The organism is Gracilibacillus oryzae, assembly GCF_009498735.1.
GTDB lineage: Bacteria > Bacillota > Bacilli > Bacillales > Amphibacillaceae > Gracilibacillus > Gracilibacillus oryzae.
Map to the genome: position 1 here is coordinate 251,749 of NZ_ML762424.1, position 16,655 is coordinate 268,403.

Annotated in this window: 28 protein-coding genes; all 28 read right to left on the minus strand. The window is 37.5% G+C overall.

Translation table 11 applies throughout. The features are described 5' to 3' along the window. Positions 1-7: 7 nt before the first annotated feature. A complete protein-coding gene (locus F9U64_RS01165) occupies positions 8-400 on the minus strand; it encodes a phage structural protein (RefSeq protein ID WP_153400943.1) in 393 nt (130 codons plus the stop codon). 45 nt (positions 401-445) lie between these two features. Continuing rightward, on the minus strand, positions 446-1,447 hold the full coding sequence (locus F9U64_RS01170) for a DUF3383 family protein (RefSeq protein WP_153400944.1): 1,002 nt from the start codon (positions 1,445-1,447) through the stop codon (positions 446-448). Between the two features lie 4 nt (positions 1,448-1,451). Next, entirely contained in the window at positions 1,452-1,961 is a 510-nt protein-coding gene (locus F9U64_RS01175; RefSeq protein ID WP_153400945.1) for a phage neck terminator protein, read from the minus strand. Beyond that, entirely contained in the window at positions 1,945-2,310 is a 366-nt protein-coding gene (locus F9U64_RS01180; RefSeq protein ID WP_153400946.1) for a hypothetical protein, read from the minus strand. The genes F9U64_RS01175 and F9U64_RS01180 overlap by 17 nt, the downstream gene beginning before the upstream one ends. Next, a complete protein-coding gene (locus F9U64_RS01185) occupies positions 2,303-2,917 on the minus strand; it encodes a hypothetical protein (RefSeq protein ID WP_153400947.1) in 615 nt (204 codons plus the stop codon). The genes F9U64_RS01180 and F9U64_RS01185 overlap by 8 nt, the downstream gene beginning before the upstream one ends. Next, positions 2,917-3,252, minus strand: a complete 336-nt coding sequence (locus F9U64_RS01190; RefSeq protein WP_153400948.1) for a DUF4054 domain-containing protein — start codon at positions 3,250-3,252, stop codon at positions 2,917-2,919. Before F9U64_RS01190 ends, F9U64_RS01185 begins: the two co-directional genes overlap by 1 nt. Before the next feature lie 14 nt (positions 3,253-3,266). After that, positions 3,267-3,620 carry a hypothetical protein gene (locus F9U64_RS01195; RefSeq protein ID WP_153400949.1) on the minus strand — a complete coding sequence of 118 codons (354 nt, stop codon included), beginning with the start codon at positions 3,618-3,620 and terminating at the stop codon, positions 3,267-3,269. Then, entirely contained in the window at positions 3,620-4,504 is an 885-nt protein-coding gene (locus tag F9U64_RS01200; RefSeq protein WP_153400950.1) for a DUF2184 domain-containing protein, read from the minus strand. Before F9U64_RS01200 ends, F9U64_RS01195 begins: the two co-directional genes overlap by 1 nt. 24 nt (positions 4,505-4,528) lie before the next feature. Beyond that, entirely contained in the window at positions 4,529-4,996 is a 468-nt protein-coding gene (locus tag F9U64_RS01205; RefSeq protein WP_153400951.1) for a structural cement protein Gp24, read from the minus strand. Further along, positions 4,996-6,111 carry a DUF2213 domain-containing protein gene (locus F9U64_RS01210; RefSeq protein ID WP_153400952.1) on the minus strand — a complete coding sequence of 372 codons (1,116 nt, stop codon included), beginning with the start codon at positions 6,109-6,111 and terminating at the stop codon, positions 4,996-4,998. Before F9U64_RS01210 ends, F9U64_RS01205 begins: the two co-directional genes overlap by 1 nt. Positions 6,112-6,170: 59 nt before the next feature. Further along, entirely contained in the window at positions 6,171-6,968 is a 798-nt protein-coding gene (locus F9U64_RS01215; protein WP_153400953.1) for a phage minor head protein, read from the minus strand. A 12-nt stretch (positions 6,969-6,980) separates the two neighbouring features. Then, on the minus strand, positions 6,981-8,327 hold the full coding sequence (locus F9U64_RS01220; RefSeq protein ID WP_153400954.1) for a DUF1073 domain-containing protein: 1,347 nt from the start codon (positions 8,325-8,327) through the stop codon (positions 6,981-6,983). A 6-nt stretch (positions 8,328-8,333) separates the two neighbouring features. Beyond that, positions 8,334-9,617, minus strand: coding sequence for a PBSX family phage terminase large subunit (locus tag F9U64_RS01225; RefSeq protein ID WP_153400955.1), 1,284 nt, complete (start codon positions 9,615-9,617; stop codon positions 8,334-8,336). Then, positions 9,610-10,377, minus strand: coding sequence for a phage terminase small subunit (terS, locus tag F9U64_RS01230; protein WP_228275541.1), 768 nt, complete (start codon positions 10,375-10,377; stop codon positions 9,610-9,612). The genes F9U64_RS01225 and terS overlap by 8 nt, the downstream gene beginning before the upstream one ends. A gap of 149 nt (positions 10,378-10,526) precedes the next feature. After that, positions 10,527-11,234, minus strand: coding sequence for a hypothetical protein (locus F9U64_RS01235; RefSeq protein ID WP_153400956.1), 708 nt, complete (start codon positions 11,232-11,234; stop codon positions 10,527-10,529). 93 nt (positions 11,235-11,327) lie between these two features. After that, a complete protein-coding gene (locus F9U64_RS01240; RefSeq protein WP_153400957.1) occupies positions 11,328-11,546 on the minus strand; it encodes a hypothetical protein in 219 nt (72 codons plus the stop codon). 184 nt (positions 11,547-11,730) lie between these two features. After that, on the minus strand, positions 11,731-12,261 hold the full coding sequence (locus tag F9U64_RS01245) for an NUMOD4 motif-containing HNH endonuclease (protein ID WP_194287260.1): 531 nt from the start codon (positions 12,259-12,261) through the stop codon (positions 11,731-11,733). After that, positions 12,251-12,730: a sigma-70 family RNA polymerase sigma factor gene (locus tag F9U64_RS01250; RefSeq protein WP_153400959.1), complete on the minus strand. Its 480-nt coding sequence runs from the start codon at positions 12,728-12,730 to the stop codon at positions 12,251-12,253. Before F9U64_RS01250 ends, F9U64_RS01245 begins: the two co-directional genes overlap by 11 nt. Before the next feature lie 87 nt (positions 12,731-12,817). Further along, positions 12,818-13,024 carry a hypothetical protein gene (locus F9U64_RS01255; RefSeq protein ID WP_153400960.1) on the minus strand — a complete coding sequence of 69 codons (207 nt, stop codon included), beginning with the start codon at positions 13,022-13,024 and terminating at the stop codon, positions 12,818-12,820. After that, on the minus strand, positions 13,024-13,416 hold the full coding sequence (locus F9U64_RS01260; RefSeq protein WP_153400961.1) for a DUF1064 domain-containing protein: 393 nt from the start codon (positions 13,414-13,416) through the stop codon (positions 13,024-13,026). Before F9U64_RS01260 ends, F9U64_RS01255 begins: the two co-directional genes overlap by 1 nt. Before the next feature lie 19 nt (positions 13,417-13,435). After that, on the minus strand, positions 13,436-13,777 hold the full coding sequence (locus tag F9U64_RS01265) for a hypothetical protein (RefSeq protein ID WP_153400962.1): 342 nt from the start codon (positions 13,775-13,777) through the stop codon (positions 13,436-13,438). Continuing rightward, positions 13,761-14,030 (minus strand): hypothetical protein, encoded by a 270-nt coding sequence (locus F9U64_RS01270; RefSeq protein ID WP_153400963.1) that lies wholly within the window; start codon positions 14,028-14,030, stop codon positions 13,761-13,763. The genes F9U64_RS01265 and F9U64_RS01270 overlap by 17 nt, the downstream gene beginning before the upstream one ends. A gap of 116 nt (positions 14,031-14,146) precedes the next feature. Then, complete coding sequence (locus F9U64_RS01275) at positions 14,147-14,482, minus strand: hypothetical protein (RefSeq protein ID WP_153400964.1); 336 nt, start codon at positions 14,480-14,482, stop codon at positions 14,147-14,149. Then, positions 14,479-14,910: a YopX family protein gene (locus tag F9U64_RS01280; protein ID WP_153400965.1), complete on the minus strand. Its 432-nt coding sequence runs from the start codon at positions 14,908-14,910 to the stop codon at positions 14,479-14,481. The genes F9U64_RS01275 and F9U64_RS01280 overlap by 4 nt, the downstream gene beginning before the upstream one ends. Further along, on the minus strand, positions 14,903-15,130 hold the full coding sequence (locus F9U64_RS01285) for a hypothetical protein (RefSeq protein WP_153400966.1): 228 nt from the start codon (positions 15,128-15,130) through the stop codon (positions 14,903-14,905). Before F9U64_RS01285 ends, F9U64_RS01280 begins: the two co-directional genes overlap by 8 nt. 5 nt (positions 15,131-15,135) lie before the next feature. After that, the gene (locus F9U64_RS01290; RefSeq protein WP_153400967.1) at positions 15,136-15,300 is read right to left on the minus strand and encodes a DUF6011 domain-containing protein; all 165 of its coding nucleotides are present in this window, start codon (positions 15,298-15,300) and stop codon (positions 15,136-15,138) included. A gap of 18 nt (positions 15,301-15,318) precedes the next feature. Further along, positions 15,319-15,663, minus strand: a complete 345-nt coding sequence (locus tag F9U64_RS01295) for a hypothetical protein (protein ID WP_228275542.1) — start codon at positions 15,661-15,663, stop codon at positions 15,319-15,321. Between the two features lie 204 nt (positions 15,664-15,867). Next, a partial coding sequence (locus F9U64_RS01300) for an ATP-binding protein (protein WP_323125810.1) occupies positions 15,868-16,655 on the minus strand: 788 nt, incomplete at its 5' end.

Consider the following 16,655-nt stretch of genomic DNA (forward strand, 5'->3'; position numbering starts at 1 on the left):
TCCTCCCTTATTTCACTTCGTAATCAAATACTGTAATTGCAATTTCTCTTGTTTCGATTTCTCCACCAAAGGAACGACTGCCAGGATTAATGATTCTCGCTTCACTACCGCCAATTTGTTCACCTGTGTTTGAATCAATAACATAACAAGGCTCAACTGCTTTGCGGTTATGTGCATCTGTTAAATATTTTAATGATGGTGATGTTTGCGCAAGTGTTGCTGTGATGGTTCCTAAGGTATTATGTGTTTCAGCAGTGCTGATTTCGCCTTGTGCACTAACGTGAGTAGTAAAGCTATCCTCTTGTTTTTCTGCTGTGATGTAAGTTCCATCGCCGAAACCGGTAATGTAGACACCACCAAATACTAACGTACAATTTTCTGCGGCATAGGTTCTAACCATATTCTCTACCCCCTATAATTAAAATAAAAAAACGCTCTAATGCGCTTATACTTGTACAACTCCATTGATTCTTGTTTCATGTACTGCACCAGCTATTTCTGCAGTAAAGTTAACATCTGGCAAAATGCGATTCGCCCTATCATTAGCAGACACTTCACTTCTTGTTGGTGCTGATACACTATATAAAGGTACGCCGTCTGCATCATCAGCAATCATACCTTGTAAATAACCCTGCTTTAATGGTGATTCAACACCAGTGATGATTTGCGCAATCCCGTTATTAGTGAAAGGAATCTTTTCATTTCTAACCAAGATACCGAATACAGATTCTTGAATTCTCATTTCTAAGAAGTCAATAGAACGCATGACATCAATCCATTCACCACTTGTAGTACGTCCGTCATACGTCATTAACACACCACCTTGTTCAATGTAGGTATTACCGCCACCTTCTTTGATCGTGCTGATTTCCGTTTCACTTGCACCACTTGCTACAACACCGTTGATTGTTTTGAATTTCCATGTGATAGAACCCGGATCAGTTGGTGCACATCTACCTACCCAACCCTCAGCAGGATAGCTTAATGGATCCTTATGGTACATAGGGATAGTTCGATAACCTTCAAATTGATCTTGTAAGGTAGGATCATCTGTTGATACGAAATATAATTTTTTCTGAGCTTCTATCCAAGTTGATAGTGCAGTAATTTCCTCAATCCCTTGTTCCTCACATAACAAGAAATAGAAATCACCTTCATTATCATTTAATGCTGCTGTTAATGTTGTTGGATCACCTGTAGCCGCATCATACGTGACACCCAAAATAGCGATATCGACAGGCCTTGGTGTTTGCGCAAATATACGATTTGCCATTCTGTACGCTTCTGTATTTTCTCCATAATCTTCTGCTACAGCATCTAATGTGCGATACAACGTGTATGGCTTGTCTGTGCTTGTTGCAAGAATTAACGGGCGACCAAATCCAGCTTGTGTGATCTGCTGTGTTTCCCTTGTGATTATGACTTGCACATCTCTAATCGTGGACATTATCTCACTCTCCTTTAATACTTATCACTCGATCATTTATTTCCACATAATCAATACGATCTGTTTGTCTCTGAATACTGTTTGTTGTACGTAACATGACATCGAATCCATGTCTGAACTCGTATTCTGTTTCGATAAACACTGTTCTGTCCTGCACTTGCTCCACATTCACTATCACTACATCTAAGCGCTCATCTTCCAAATATCTGGGCAACAAAAAAGACACCCAATTCCGAAAGGAAATAGCTGCGTCTAAACATTCATCCCTATCTGTTGAATAAACAGTAAAGGATATGGTCATTGTCGGTTGTGTGGTGTGTGTTTCTATCTCCTTAGCGCCATCAAATGCGATATTTGGACCATGTGCTTGTTCAATATATGGTGATGTGAATTTATGACTGACGAATGGGTATGGTGGCTTCTCTTTGACAGATTCCACATCGGTAAAATAGATTTCATGATCATCCCATAAGTGGGACCTTATAAATTCACTTATTTCACTGTGTCTGATCATTTAAATTCACCTGCTTGCACTGATACACATAAAAATTGCTATAAGGTTTATATGGCCGTTTATTGATAATCTCATATTCTTCAATCGGCTCACCTTCATCATCTAATGTTTGCACATGCGTGCCTTTGCTTAAATTGGCTTGTGTGATGATTTTCTTATCTTCGAATGTAAAAGTACCACCATCATCAAAGCGTCTGTCTTCATCACTTAATGGCAGGATTGCGCCCCTGTGTTCTACTGGTTGCTTAGATGGTTCCACATAATGCCCATCCTTCCATCCACCATCTGTTTCAATGATAGCTATGAAAGGTAAACTATACTTATCAATAATCAAATCAAAATTATACATTCGTAACCCTCCATGTGATCGACTGTCTTAGTCTTCCTGTATCGATCAAAGGATTAGAACTTCCTTTTGCTTCAGATGTTGCCCCGCTGTTTGGTGGTGATGACATATTTTTCATGGTTGCTTGAATTTTACTAATTAAATATTCGCCTATTCTACCGTAATAATTCTCAACAGTTAGATTACCTTCCAATACTTGCACTAATAGTCTATCCGCCAGTCGCACTAACTTGTTTTCTTCTTCATCATAAGTGGAACGGATAAATGAACGCTCTGGAATAGTTACGGATTTAACCAGAACAAAATACACCTCGATCTGATCTTTTCCTTTTTCTTTCGCTAGCAGACCATTTCCATTTTCCGTCTCGATAAAGAATAAGTTATTGAAATCACCAGCACTTTTACCTTTTGCTTTCTTGTTAGCAGGTATCGTTAAATATTTAGACTTCTTAGGCTTAATGTCCATTCCAAACTCATTCACACTAGCAACCATTACCATGTGCTCGTCATCATCACCAAACACTCCGATTTCGACCTGTTTACTCTTCATTTCATGAATGATCTTCACTAGCTGAGGAATATTGTTGTCGTCTTTGATTTGCAATGCCATTAAATGACCACCAAACCTAAACCACCGGGACCAAGCGCCTTCTTCTCAAGGCGCATATATTCTTGCCCATACTCGGTGCTGCTCAATCCATCGCCTTGTGGTGCATTATAACTTTCGCTCATGTCCGTTAAGGATTGGCTGGTTGCTCGTCTATAATTCAGCGTCGCCATATGTGCAGCAAGATACCTAACAAGGCGCTCTCTATCTTCACTTTTGACAGAGAGCTTTGCAACTTCTGCTTCCGCATCCTCAATAACAACATCTAAGTCCTCGTCAGCCATTCTTTTTAAATGATGAGCAATGGCCCTTACTCTCACTTTATCTGTTAAAGGCATAGCGATTACCACCCTTATTCTTCATTGTCACTTTCGCCTTCTCGGATGACTTTAATCTGCTTATCGATAGCATCAATTACTGTCTTTCGGTCTTCATCCTCTTTCAGTGCTTCTAAAACTTGGATAGAGAATGTGTCTTGCACTAATTCAATCGCTTGTGATGCATTCAGATCAGTAATTTTACCGCCTGCTCCTTCTTGATCTTCCTCGTTCTTAACAACAACGATTTCTCCTTTGTCTACCAGTGTTTTATTGAGAGGATGGGATTTAAAAGTATCCCAATCCCTCTCACTGATATCATTTACCCCAGGAATAATAGCGACATTTTTACGGTGACGGACATATTTCCCTTTGTTATGAACTAACATTAAATACCATCCCCTCTCGCAATAGCCATTGGATAACGAATAATGGTACCACCACAACGTTCTTCTACTGCAAATTTGTAATTAGGAAAGGCCCATTCTGGATCATGGCGTGTAATATCCATAGGTACTAGTAATTCAACCACTTCTCGGGATGAATCTAAAACAAGCATTGCATCTGTTTTGCCTTCACCAGCACCTGCTAATTCTGGTGCACGAACGATGGATTGAAACCAGTTTTGATTTTGAATGTAATTACGAATCGTACCATTGTTGTATTCGTTGTATGGTTCTTCTAGTAATTCATATTGATCTGGTGGTAATACTAAAGTATCAACAGTATGACCTGGTAACTTTTCCACTTTTGCACGTAATGAACGAATGTCTGCAACGATTTCTTTACCAGTTTTATCTTCCCATCTAGCACTCGCAGATGCACCTTGTTCAACAGCAACAGTTTGAATACCTTCAGCATTTGCTAAGCCTTGGATATTGTGCACTGCATCGCCAATCCAAGTGATTTTATTTTCTTTCTCTGCAATTACACGACGGGCAACGCCTGCTTTTGTCGTTTCTAATGGCACATTTGCCATCTGAGCATTACGCAACTCCTGAACTGAATAACGGAATCCGGTAACAATACTATAAATGCGTTGAAATACTCTACGCATATCTACATCTACTAATGGGATATCATCAGATAGATTACCCATAATTTTAGCAGCACCAGAACGAGTCATTACACTGTAAGAATACGTTTCTGCTCCTGGATCCACGTCTGATTTTACATCTAAGATTTGTCGTGCTGTTAGTTCTTCATATTTTGGTTCGTATAATGTATTGTCAATTGCTTCTAAGTCTCTATATTGAAAATTAACTTGTGGCATGGCTATCACTCTCCTATTTTCTTATTATGGTAAATTGATTTCTAATTTTGCTAGTTCCCCAGCTACTGCAGATGATTTAAATTCCCCAACAACACCAGAGATAGTAGTTGCTTCTGTTCCTTCTGCTCGGAAATTACCAGTCGCACTATCACACACTGCTGCATCACCTTTTGATACTTCTTCCTCTACTTCCACCCATACGATACCTTTGCGTAAGAAAGAAACAGCATCATATTGCTCATATGCCCCTTCGATATCATCACTGATATTGTTCACACGATATTCTCCAAACGTTTGTGCTAATGCAATACCTCGGAACGTACCTCCTGCATATGTCACTACTTGCTCATCACCGGAGTATTCTACACCGACACCCCAGTTAATAGATTCTGCAGCTGCTCCACTATCTGCGCGTGTTTCAGGGTACTCTGCTAGACGACCTTTTCCAATAGATTCTTCCATGTATTGAGGATAAACTGTAATTCCTGGCATTATTGATCACCTTTCTTTCTGTTTTTCATATTTAATCGCTCTTTACGTTTGTCATCCTGTGCCTTTTTATTTGCTGCAGAAGCATCGCCATGGAAACGCATGTTATTCTGTCCTGTTGATGTAAATCCATCTGCTTTCACACGGCTAACTGTTGCATCATAAAAAGCATCGATGTATTCGTCAGACTTTTCATCACTTTTAAATTCGGGATTAACAGACTTGATAACAGACTCTTTAATTTCTCGGGGTGTTTTACCTTTGAAGTCAAAAGAATCACCTAAGAATTGTTTAGAATCACCTACAAGTTCCAATTTTTCTTCAATAGCAGCATCAATCGCTTCTTGATCTACCTCTTTTTCTTGCGCTTCTTCTAATTGTTTTTCCAAAGTGCCCACCTGTCCTTCAAGAGCATCATGCTTCCCTTGAAGTTTTTGAATTTCCTTCTCCTTGTCATCTAACCTTTGTGCTTTTGTTTCCAATGCATCCATGCGTTGCTTAATTGCGCTGTCCACTTCAAATTCTTTTCCATCTAATTTAATTGTTGGCATTTTCTTTTGCCCTCCTTCATTTTTTTGAGTATCAATTTGCCAAGCATCTGAATCATTCCGTATACTAGCTTCGGGACCAACTCGACCACGTTCCACAACCGCAATATGGTTAGGATTAATGTCCGTTTGTCGATACGTATACGCTTGACCGTTATACGTTCCTTCATCAGCTATTAGTTCAGTCTCAAAACCTAGACTGATTTCTTTTTTATCTCCACTTTCGATTTGATCAATCAGTTGTTGATCATAAACAGTAATCGTCACTACAACAGCATTACCTTCAACCCTAGAATCGGTGTGACTCATACCTTTACCATAACGACTCATGTTGCCCACGTTCACTTTTTCGCTGGGGTGGCCATCTGTAATTGGCTTTGCTCTAATTCCTTTAATGACCCGATCACTAAATATGTCATCTGGATGCTTTAATTCGTACTGTACAGATCCATCTGCACGTTGGTACGGATATACACCCGGTTTAGTGATTGATGCAGTAACTGTTAAGTAACCAGCATCATCACGATATGAATCTAATACCATTGCTTTGTCATAGCGCTGAATTTTCAAATGTTCACCTCCTTCCGAAGCAAAATAAAATAAGCCACCCATATGAGCGACTTGATTAATCATTGAATGTCCATTAATTCATCTTCTATTGGTTCAGCAACACAGCGACAGCCATAATCTGTACCAGGATAAAGACCATTAGCACCATCTTTCCATGTGAATACCTTGCCATCTAAATCGGCATGTTCATCACGAACACGGTTATCTCCACTTGTGGACCATCTGAATTTTTTTAATCCTAGTTGTTGCTGCCTGGTTTTCGTTAAATCACCCAATATAGAGCCTGTTTGGTCACGTGCTATGAAACTTGCTCTTTTCTTGCTAACCTTCGATACTTCCCTTATTTCCTTCGCCATTTCATTAATCGATTGGCCACGTCTTACACCTTGCATCACAATTGTTTCAACTTTATCGTGTTGATCTCTTGCGATAGATTTAATCCAATTCACGTTATCTTTAATGGCTGTTTTCATAAAACCTTCTAGCCATGATTCTCTTGCAATTGGATCAACACCCCTAACAGAATTTATCTGCCTCTTGAGATTCGCTTTTTCATGTCGATTGATTCCTTTGACAAACTGATCAGCTATTGCTGTTAATAAAGCATTAGTAAATATAGAGTTTTCTGCCCTTTGTCTAAGCCTTTCAAGGATTATCATTATCTCATCTAGTGGACTATCATAAGTAAAATTGGTGCTATCCCCTATGATTCTTCTGTATTCATGAATAAGTGGCATTATTTCCTCAGACCACGCTTTGTAATTAGCTTTACGATCTTGCTCAATCAACTTACTTACTTGTTGGTACCATTGTCTGGTGAAATGATTTGGAAATATCGTCTTTGGCGGTTTCGTCATGACAATCACCTCTTATTCTTTATTCATCATCTTTTTCCACCATGGTTTCTTTTTCTGATCACGAACAAAGTTAATACCATCATCCATTTCGTCATTAGTTAAATCTAAATCACTCATGCCATGATCACCAATACGGTGCTGCCTTACTTCATCTGGTGAAGCAACACCACGATCAATATAAATCGCATCCGTTTCAGCTTCAATTTTATTAATTTCGGCATCTGTCTTTTTATCAACGGACCACAGTGGATTAAAGGTTAATTCCCAATCAATAGAAGCAGGATCTAATCGCCCAAATTCCTCACTTTGCATAAGCAGCCTAATCAACCGCTCAAGATGTGGCTTCAATTCATTTTCCTGCTGCGCTTCTATGCGATTGTAGTAATTAATGACATCGTACTGAGCACCAGTAATCGTTCCAGCTTCTTGCCCTTTAATAATGGATTTAGGCATTCTTAATTCACCAGATAACACTTCCCACACGAAGTCAATCAGATCTTTTACACCAGAAACGTTGGTAGACTCTTTCGTTAAATCCTCTTCTACACCTAATAAAGCTAATGCTTCTGTTCGGAATGCAAAGTCTAATTCCATTTGTGCAGCAAGTTTTTCTTCTCGGCTCCATTGATCTACACCTGGAGATTTCAATTTCTTAAACGTCAGATCATAAAGTATCTGACCAACACTCCATTTAGTTGAATCGAAGATGGTATACGTATCAAATAATGGCTCCATAATTGATTGGCCTTCATATTCATCTTCTAGCCTTCTGGTAACGTGATGAAATAGTCTGCTATGATGTACCTTGGTTTGCCCGAATATTTGCCCATTATGATCGACAATGCCAGAGTTATTACGTCTCATGATATCGAAATATTCCACATCGCCATATCGTGTACTGAATACATCTTCATTGGTAATAAAATTAGACACTTTTAATCTTGAAAATGGATGTAAGTAATCGATAGATTTAATTCTATTAGGATTTAATTCATCTTTTAGATCCCAATTTCGTGTTTCTTTCGTTCCGATAGACACAAATCCATCACCATACAATCTCTCGTAAGCCAACATGCTCTTAAAGGCCTGTTTAGCATTCAGATCGCGTATTTTATCCTCTAATGCTTGTCTTAGATCGTCATCATCCAATTTTAATGTGAACCAGTTTCTTGTCATATCCTCAGCTGGTATATCTACAATGTTTTGTACTAATCGATTGCCAGCATATAACTCTTTTAAATCAGTCAATGCTAACCTTCTTCTTGCACTAACTGTTTGCCTGGTTAAAGAATCTTTTTGATTTGCTTTTCCATGACCGCTTAAAAAGTCATGCCTTGTAACTACGTTTGCTTTTACCATGAATGATCACCTCCAATTCTTGTAGCGTTCTAATATGCTTGATTGTGGACCAAATACAATGGTATTAACGAAGTAACGGTCTGCATCCATATGGTGATCATTTGCTTTAATTGGTTTATCTTCACCACGCATAACCGCCTTTTCATCCCATGTATAAGAGGAATATTCTCTGAATGTTTCCTTGCAAATGTCATAATAAAAAATCAGCCCATCGTTTAAGGCTGACGCAACATTTCTTATTCCTTCTAACACATCATTCTTTGCTTCAATTACTCGATAACCCTCTTTTTTCAGTAATGTAATGAAAGATGATGCACTGGGATCAATCACAACCCCTTTAATATCATATCCTTCGATAAATTCCTTGAAATCAATCAGATATTCACTATCCGTTTTCTGTTTCCCTGTTGATCTTCCATCATAATGATATTCTTTCAACTTGTACCACTTATCATGCAGCTTCCCCCACAATCCCAAGGCCATAGGATTGTGTGTACCATAATCGGCAGATACATAATATTTTTGGTATCTTCTTTCAACTGGTTTGATACTATGCTTCTCTGCACTAAACATATCGTAAATAACGCCTTCAGCTATCACCCATAGACCTAAAACATATCGTTGGTAGAAAACACCTGAGAACATACGCTTATAACGTTCTATTATACGTTTGGATAAAGAAGGGTTGTCTTCCATCGTAAAATGCAAATGGATTAAATTCTTTTCTTCCAACTTCTCTAAATATTCCTCTTTAAACCAATGATAAGGTGATTCCGGGTTACAGTTATACCAAAACTTTGAACCTTCCACAGAACAACGTGCTTCTGCTTGGCTAACAAATGACTGTGGCATTAAGGCCACTTCATCAAAGAACATGCCAGCTAGCGTAATACCTTGGATAAGATCCTGTGACCCTTCATCTTTACCGCCAAATATATAAAAATAGTTTGTTACACCATTTTTTGTGACTTCAAGATAATTCTCTGCTCGTTTATCTTTGACCTTATACCCTCTGGACTTGAGCATCCTTTTTAAAGGTGTGACCACATTACGACGGAAGGAACCGATTGTTTTACCAGCCATACCTAAGTTCTCATCACTGAATGTCTCCATGGCCCACATTATAAAAGATAAGGACATTACAACAGTTTTCCCAGCACGAACAGAACCATCACATATGATGCCATCTTTATCATTAACTGGTGATTTCCTATGCCACCAGGTAAGCACCTTTTTCTGCTTCCTAGAGAATGGCTTAAATGAAAATAGTGCAGGTTTTTTCTTACTCATCGCCCCACACTTCCTCTGCTGTACCGCCTAATGCTTCCATAAACCCGTCGTCTTCATATTCGATGTCATCTTCACCTTTGATCTTGGTGATTTCAGCTTTGGTCTTATCTATGGTTAATTGCATTTTCTGTATCTCCAGCAATCTATAATCATCATAATCTGCCATTTCTACAAACTGTTTAAGCATGCTTCTTAATTCAGCCATGGATCTACTTAGTGAATTCATGAAAGTAGCTTGTTTATCCCAAGCGAATTGAATCTCCCATTCTTCCTTTTCTATTTCCATTGCTTCACTTGTAGCAGTTTCTCTTTTTTTGACTTCTTTCGTCATGTCATATTTATCATCAACAAACATAATCTGTTGTGCTCGAATGATAGAAGCAAACTGCATTTGTATATTCATCCAGAGGATATCTATTGGAGACATGCTATTTACATCGTTCATTATCTCCATTGTTTCTTCTGGTAAGTATTTAGCGAATAGACCATGAGTAACTGCTGCACTGTTCCGTTTTGTAAATTGGTTTTTAGGGTTAGGATTACCACTTCTATTTTTTTGTGTTTTCTTAGTTGCAACTTTCTCTTTTGGGGTTGCAACCTTTTTTGTTTTGGTTGCATCCTTTTTCGGTGCATCTCTCGACCACTTTTCTCTACTTTTCCTGCTTTTTAATGTTCCCAGCTTAACATCATGCTTCTCAGCTAGTGCCTTCAATGTGATTTTGGTAGTTTCGTATTCAGTTTTTATTGCATTCCAATTCATTACATAGTCACCTACCCCCTAAACCTCAATTTCCTTAATCAATCATTACAGAGCAGGAACTATCATTTGCTCCTATCATTTTGCTCTGTAATCATGGACCAATAAAAAAAGCACCCGTAATTGGGCACTTATTTTATAAAATATCATTGTTAAATCTCTTCTATATGTACTAAATCTTCCTTCAGAAGTTTCTTTAACACTAGAATTTCTTGATTAATGCTATCTCTTGTTTTCGATATATCTTGTCTTATCTCTTTTTCCCTAATTCCATCAAAAATTATCATCTTTCTATCTATCAATATTTTATTTAACATTGTATCAATTTCTTTTGCCTTAAAGTATGTTTTTTCCGAGAAGTATAATTCAGACAACAATAAATAATTATGCGACTCAATAAACATTTTCTCTGTTTCAAGGAAACTAATTTTTGTATATAGCTTGCTTAGTTCTTCTGATCCTGCACGTATGTCTTTTTTCCACAATTGAATAGCATCCTCAATTTTAAATTTTTCAATGTCACCCTCACTAAAAATTCTTCTAATATTCTTTTCAGTTGTCTTAGTGAAATCTGGGTTTTCCACTATAATAGCTGTAATTCTTGATTGGGCTTTAACTAACATTGAAAAATACTTTGGATAAATCTCATGTCTCCTATTTGAATATAGTGAGAAGTCATGAAACCTTCTTTGGTAATGATACTTTTCTTGTTCAATTATCAAATTTAAGTCCGTTTTAAATTTCTCTAGTTTCTTATCAAATACGTGATTTAGACTATTCTTGATGATTAGTTGGATAATAAAAGTTAATATTGCAGTTGACACTACAGTTGACAAGAAAATTTCTAATATATTATTCATATATTTTAGTTCCTCCCTTCCGCCTACTATATTCGACAAAAAAATGGAATATCCTGCAATAAAAAAAGCACCCTAAAGGATGCTTGATTCTTTTTAAACTTCTTCCCCTATTATCAACATAGCTGAATATCGAACTTCTTTGTCTTTCCCGACATCTTCAATAAATTCCGGGCTTACATCAGCGTCATAAACGACATACTTAATGTCTACTACCTCTAAATTTCTATTTTTGCTTAGATACTTGTTCACTTCTTGTTCTAGCATATCAGCGTCTATTCCCTCAATAATTACTACCTTATTAGCTCTATGCAAAAATAACACCTCCTCGTCTACTTAAATTCGACAAGAAGAAGTTAAATCCTGCAATATTCATCATTCTATATAGAGTATTTAATATATAACGTGCATATATTTTAGACCGAAGGTCTAATAAAAGAATACGTTCTCCCCTTATTATGTGCTCTTATACCCCTTCACTAAACAATAGTTTTAGGTGTCATTTAGGTGTCAAAATGAAGTAACCATCTATTTCTGTCTTTTTATTTTTAATTTTGTCGGAAATGTAATTATTATATTTCCCTAAAAATCCACTAGCTTCCCTCTTGCTTCTGAAGTAATACTTTTTGCCATCTTGTTTATCGACCAAAATTACTTTATGCGCATCTATTAAATCATTATCAAATGCGTGATCCATGTTCTCTTTTCTTGTCACCCACTCAAGATTAATTGATTCATTATTTAACCTATTCCCGTCTTTGTGATTCACTTCAGCCTTTGCTAATGGATTAGGAATAAATGCTTGCGCTACTAACCTATGAACATAGACACTCTTTTCTATGCCGTCTTTATGCAATTTCACCGAAGCCGATTTATTTTTTATATTAATCTGTTCTGGAACTGTGAATTGTTCCCACAACACATGACCTGCGTGTATAGACTCTTTATATCCTCTTACTTCTCCATAACAACTAACTTCATACTTACCATTATATCCTTCTATTGGTCTCCATGATTCATCAAGCAACATACTCATCCCTTCTGAATTTTTCTTTCGCTCTTCTTATGCTAGATTTTACAGTATTTATACTTATATTTAATTCTTCTGCTATCTCTTCATGTGTCCATTGGTACCCTTTAGCTAGCAAGAAGCATTGTCTTTCCCTTGTTGATAGTCTGGATATTTCTCGAACCAAAAATCTCTTTTGTTCTTCGCTTAGTTTCTTTTCTTCTGGAAATATGTCAAGTGACTGAAAAATATCCATATCCTTCACTAATGTATGTTGGTAAATATTCTGTTTGTCTGCTCCATGCATATCCCCAGGTTCTCTTCCGGTCTTGAGCCATTCTATCGCTTCGGACATGGATCTGATCATGCTATTGTATTGTTTTCTATCCCATATATCATCTTCAGTATAACATAGCCTTTCCGCCATATCCCTTAATTCTCTGCGCCCTTCTTCATACTGAATGATCAATGCATCTGCCCAGTTATCCATATATAGCACCCCTTATAATAAAAAAAGGACACTAACGAAAACGCCCCCGCTTCGTTAATGCCCTTCGCCTGCTCCTGCAGGTAGAAGTTAATTCAATTGTTCATTATCAACGTGTGTGTAAGTAGTTTGTGGTTTAAAATCCTTTATTCTTCCACCTCGAAACTCCACATTTATTGTGCCATGCCCTGTTTGAGGTTGAAATATAGCTGCTTTTCCATCCTTCACCACAATGACCTGATCTTTTGTTGAATTGATCTCAAAAGTTTTTAATGTCTGTGTCTGTTTATTTTCCATTAGACTTCATACCATCCTTTCCATTTATCCCATGCCAGCACACTCAACTTTAAATCGTGCTGAAACTCAAATATCTTCCGCTTGAGAGCAAATTCCTTCGTTATGTGCCCTTTTATGTCTACTACCTCTATCGACCCGTCAGCGTACTCTATTAGAAAATCAGCAACATATTCTATTTTTCTAACAGTCTTGTTATCTTTCTTGTATGTTGGTTGCAATTCATATCTTGGCTGCAGCTTAAAACTTTTAATTTCTCCTGCTTTCTTTCTGAGCAGCAATTCACCGTAATATTTCGCTTCTAACTTACTATCAAAAGTATGGCCGTCCACTTTTGTTTTGCGATTACCGTACTTGCTTTTGGTTCTTCTTTTCTTTTGTTGCCTTAAGATCATATGCTGAATTCCTCTTTATTCATCCAACCACTTCCTCATCATCTTCAATGTAAATGCCGTACAATTCGTTACCGCGCCCTTCTGCTCTTTTTCTTATACTTTGCGTACATAGTTGCTTTATTTCTCGATTTGTCTTATTCAAAGTTACTGCCACTTCTGATACTTTTCCCCAGACAATAAATTGATCACCTTTATAAATAGCTACATCTCTTTCGCACTTTATTAAGTTAGGATTCTTAGCCCCTTTTGGCAGAGTTGCCGCATCTTCCATATCCCATCCTTGTCTGACTCTGCTCCTGTATAATCCATCATAAATTCCGTTTTCTTTTGCTATTGCTCGCCACTCATGAAACTTTTCCATTTGCCTTACTCCCTGGTTTAAAAGCAAAAGGTTTTGTTATCTTGCCAAGTCTTGCTTGATGGTATAATGCTAAAAAGATTTCATCCTCTAACCGTCTTTCTCGCTTAGCAATAGTGTTGATATCCACTCCACTATTCCAATCATCAGTGATACGTTCCAGCACATCTTTTTCAAAAGCTAATTCAAGATTTTCTAAACAAAACACCCAATCTTTTTTAGGATTTAACGTCAAAGGGTTTCCTGTTGTTCTCATGTTTTTTCCTCCCTTATCACTCTTATAAAGCATCTGCAATGTTTCCTGTGCGTTTGGCACTGCTCTATCTCCCATGCTGCTTGTATCTGGTTTTGGCTTCGGCGGACTCCAGAACATTAATTCCACTCCTTACTTGCTTCGAGTTGTTCTTTCGTGATTTCTATCCATGCAGCCTCATAATCTTCCAGCCATTTTTCTACGTCATAACTAATTAGTGAAGCATCCCCAAATCTTTCAATCATGTTCTGCTTATGCTCTCTTGATTCCTTGATGATGTTTTCCAAATCCTCTTGAGTTGGTTTTGTCTTATCGATTCTCCAAATTAGAAATGCATTCTGTATATCATCAATGTGTACATCTAATTCTTCATCATCCCAATCACCTGCATCTGGTCCATTTGCTAAGTAACGATCTTCCTTTGCTTTGTTTTTAAATGCTATTACTGGTATCATTCCGATTCCTCCAATAACTCAGGATTTTGATGTATATTACCGATGACTTCCATCTTTTTAGTATTAAAGGTGTAACCTTGACCCCTAACTTTATATCCGCCTGTATCCTTATTCCACTTAACAACATCCCTGTCTAGTGGTTGTTTACCAAAAAGATAAGCTCCTCCACTAAAATCTTTATATTCTACAATATCCCCTTCATAAATCTCTGTTCCGTTCTTGTCTTTTAGGCCTGCATATTGACCGATTGATTCTCCATAGACCTCGATCCAACCTGATTCTGTAAATAAGTAATATTGATGTTTCTTACCTATTTCTTTCGCATATTCTTCTGAAGATTCTATTTGATTAATTCCAGTACCGTACAACCACTGACTACCAACCATTTCTTCCACTGCATACCCACGAAACTTAATTGGTCTATTCATCTAATCCCTCCAGTTCGTGATCATCAAAGTATTCCCACGCTACACCGCCATTGTCATTCTCCGTTTCTCCTATTGGCTCACCATCTATCATTGCAAAATATCCAGTCGGATAAAGTTCTACGCAATCTTTGTGATATACATCATCTTCAACAAGGATTACTGTGTCATCCCAATTGATTGGATCATTGCAAGACTCACATCGTTTTAACTTCTTGCTCACCTTAATCACTCCCCCAGCGCTTCATACACCGTAATTTGATTTCTTTCAAAATCCTCTTGCTGCTTCGCTTTCAAATATTTTTCATAACAGACAGGCCCAAAACCTCGTTCCATGCTTTTCTTATCGATTAGCTTTCTGCCGCAAGTGGCACAAGCTCCGTTGCTTCCCATCGCTATCCCTCCTAAGAATTAAACTCTTGTAATTGGTGCACATTTAACTGGTCGCACATTGTATTCGATGGTGTATGTCCTTTCATACTCTAAATTCGATCCACAAGATGAACATTCCGTTGTTCCATTATCACTAAGTTCAAAAGCATCTTGATCTTTATAACCGCAATAAGGACAAGTGAATTCGCTGCAGTCGTCTACATCATCTGGATCTTCATCTAATTCTGTTGGTTCGACACACAATATATCTTTTTTAACGTTATACATGCAGTGTCTGTAACTTTTTCCATCTATGACGATAAATCCACCAAATTCTAAATCCTCGTACATTTTGATGTTTTCTAAGTTAGCTATTAGTTCCATTTCTTGCTCTCTATTTTTTAGTGATAGACCTAATTTATATAATCTGACTTCCAACCTGATCCCTCCTATAAGTCTTTTCTTCGGTAATCACTGCTTTCTTAATCGATAGTCGGTACCTTCCACTTTGAATAATCGATCTCCACACATGCCAGACAATCTACTAAATGCTGCATAACCGATCTTTTCGCTCAATGTTCCTTCATCCTAATTGGAACTAAATATAATTGGCTTATTATTGCGATACCGTTCATTTATAATCTGGTAATAGAGTGATTCTTTCGCTTCCGACCATTTAGATTTTCCTAAGTCATCCCACAACAGCACATCAACTTTTAATGCACCTAACATCAACTTGTTGAATGTATGGCTGTCATCACTCATTCTTTTAGCATTGATAAGATCATCCATAAATGTGGCATCTGAAACACACAGCACTCTGCAACCTCTTTTGAACCGTGAACGTGTTTCGAGCATATTGTTTCTTGACTTCACATTCATTTCGATCTGATCTCGAACCTTTACCTTTTGCATAATCCACCGTGCAGCTGCAATCTGTAAATGTGTTTTTCCTAATCCATAACTATTATGTTCTGCTTTTGCTCTTGATCTATGTTCTGGTGCAAGGCTCCTTATCCTTGCTTCACCCATCGTTGCGATAAATCCTATGCTATTCTGCTCTTGCTTCTCTTCAATGATTTCTTGTATGTTTCGCAAGTAATCCAAGATAGCTTGATAAAGAGTTTCTTGCACCTCTGAGTTAATCTCATAATTATCAAATTTTGCCTTTTTAAATTCATCAGGAATTAGTGCATTCTTAAATCTGTTTCTTAGATTTCTAGTTTCCTGGCAATGACATGGGCGATACACATCTTTCTCATAACCTAGTTCATCATCAAACACCCGATCTATAATTGAACCAGTATCTTTACAATCGTTACACTCAAATTCAAGTTCTTGCCCATGCTCGTTCTGCTTCTTCGAGTTCTCGCATT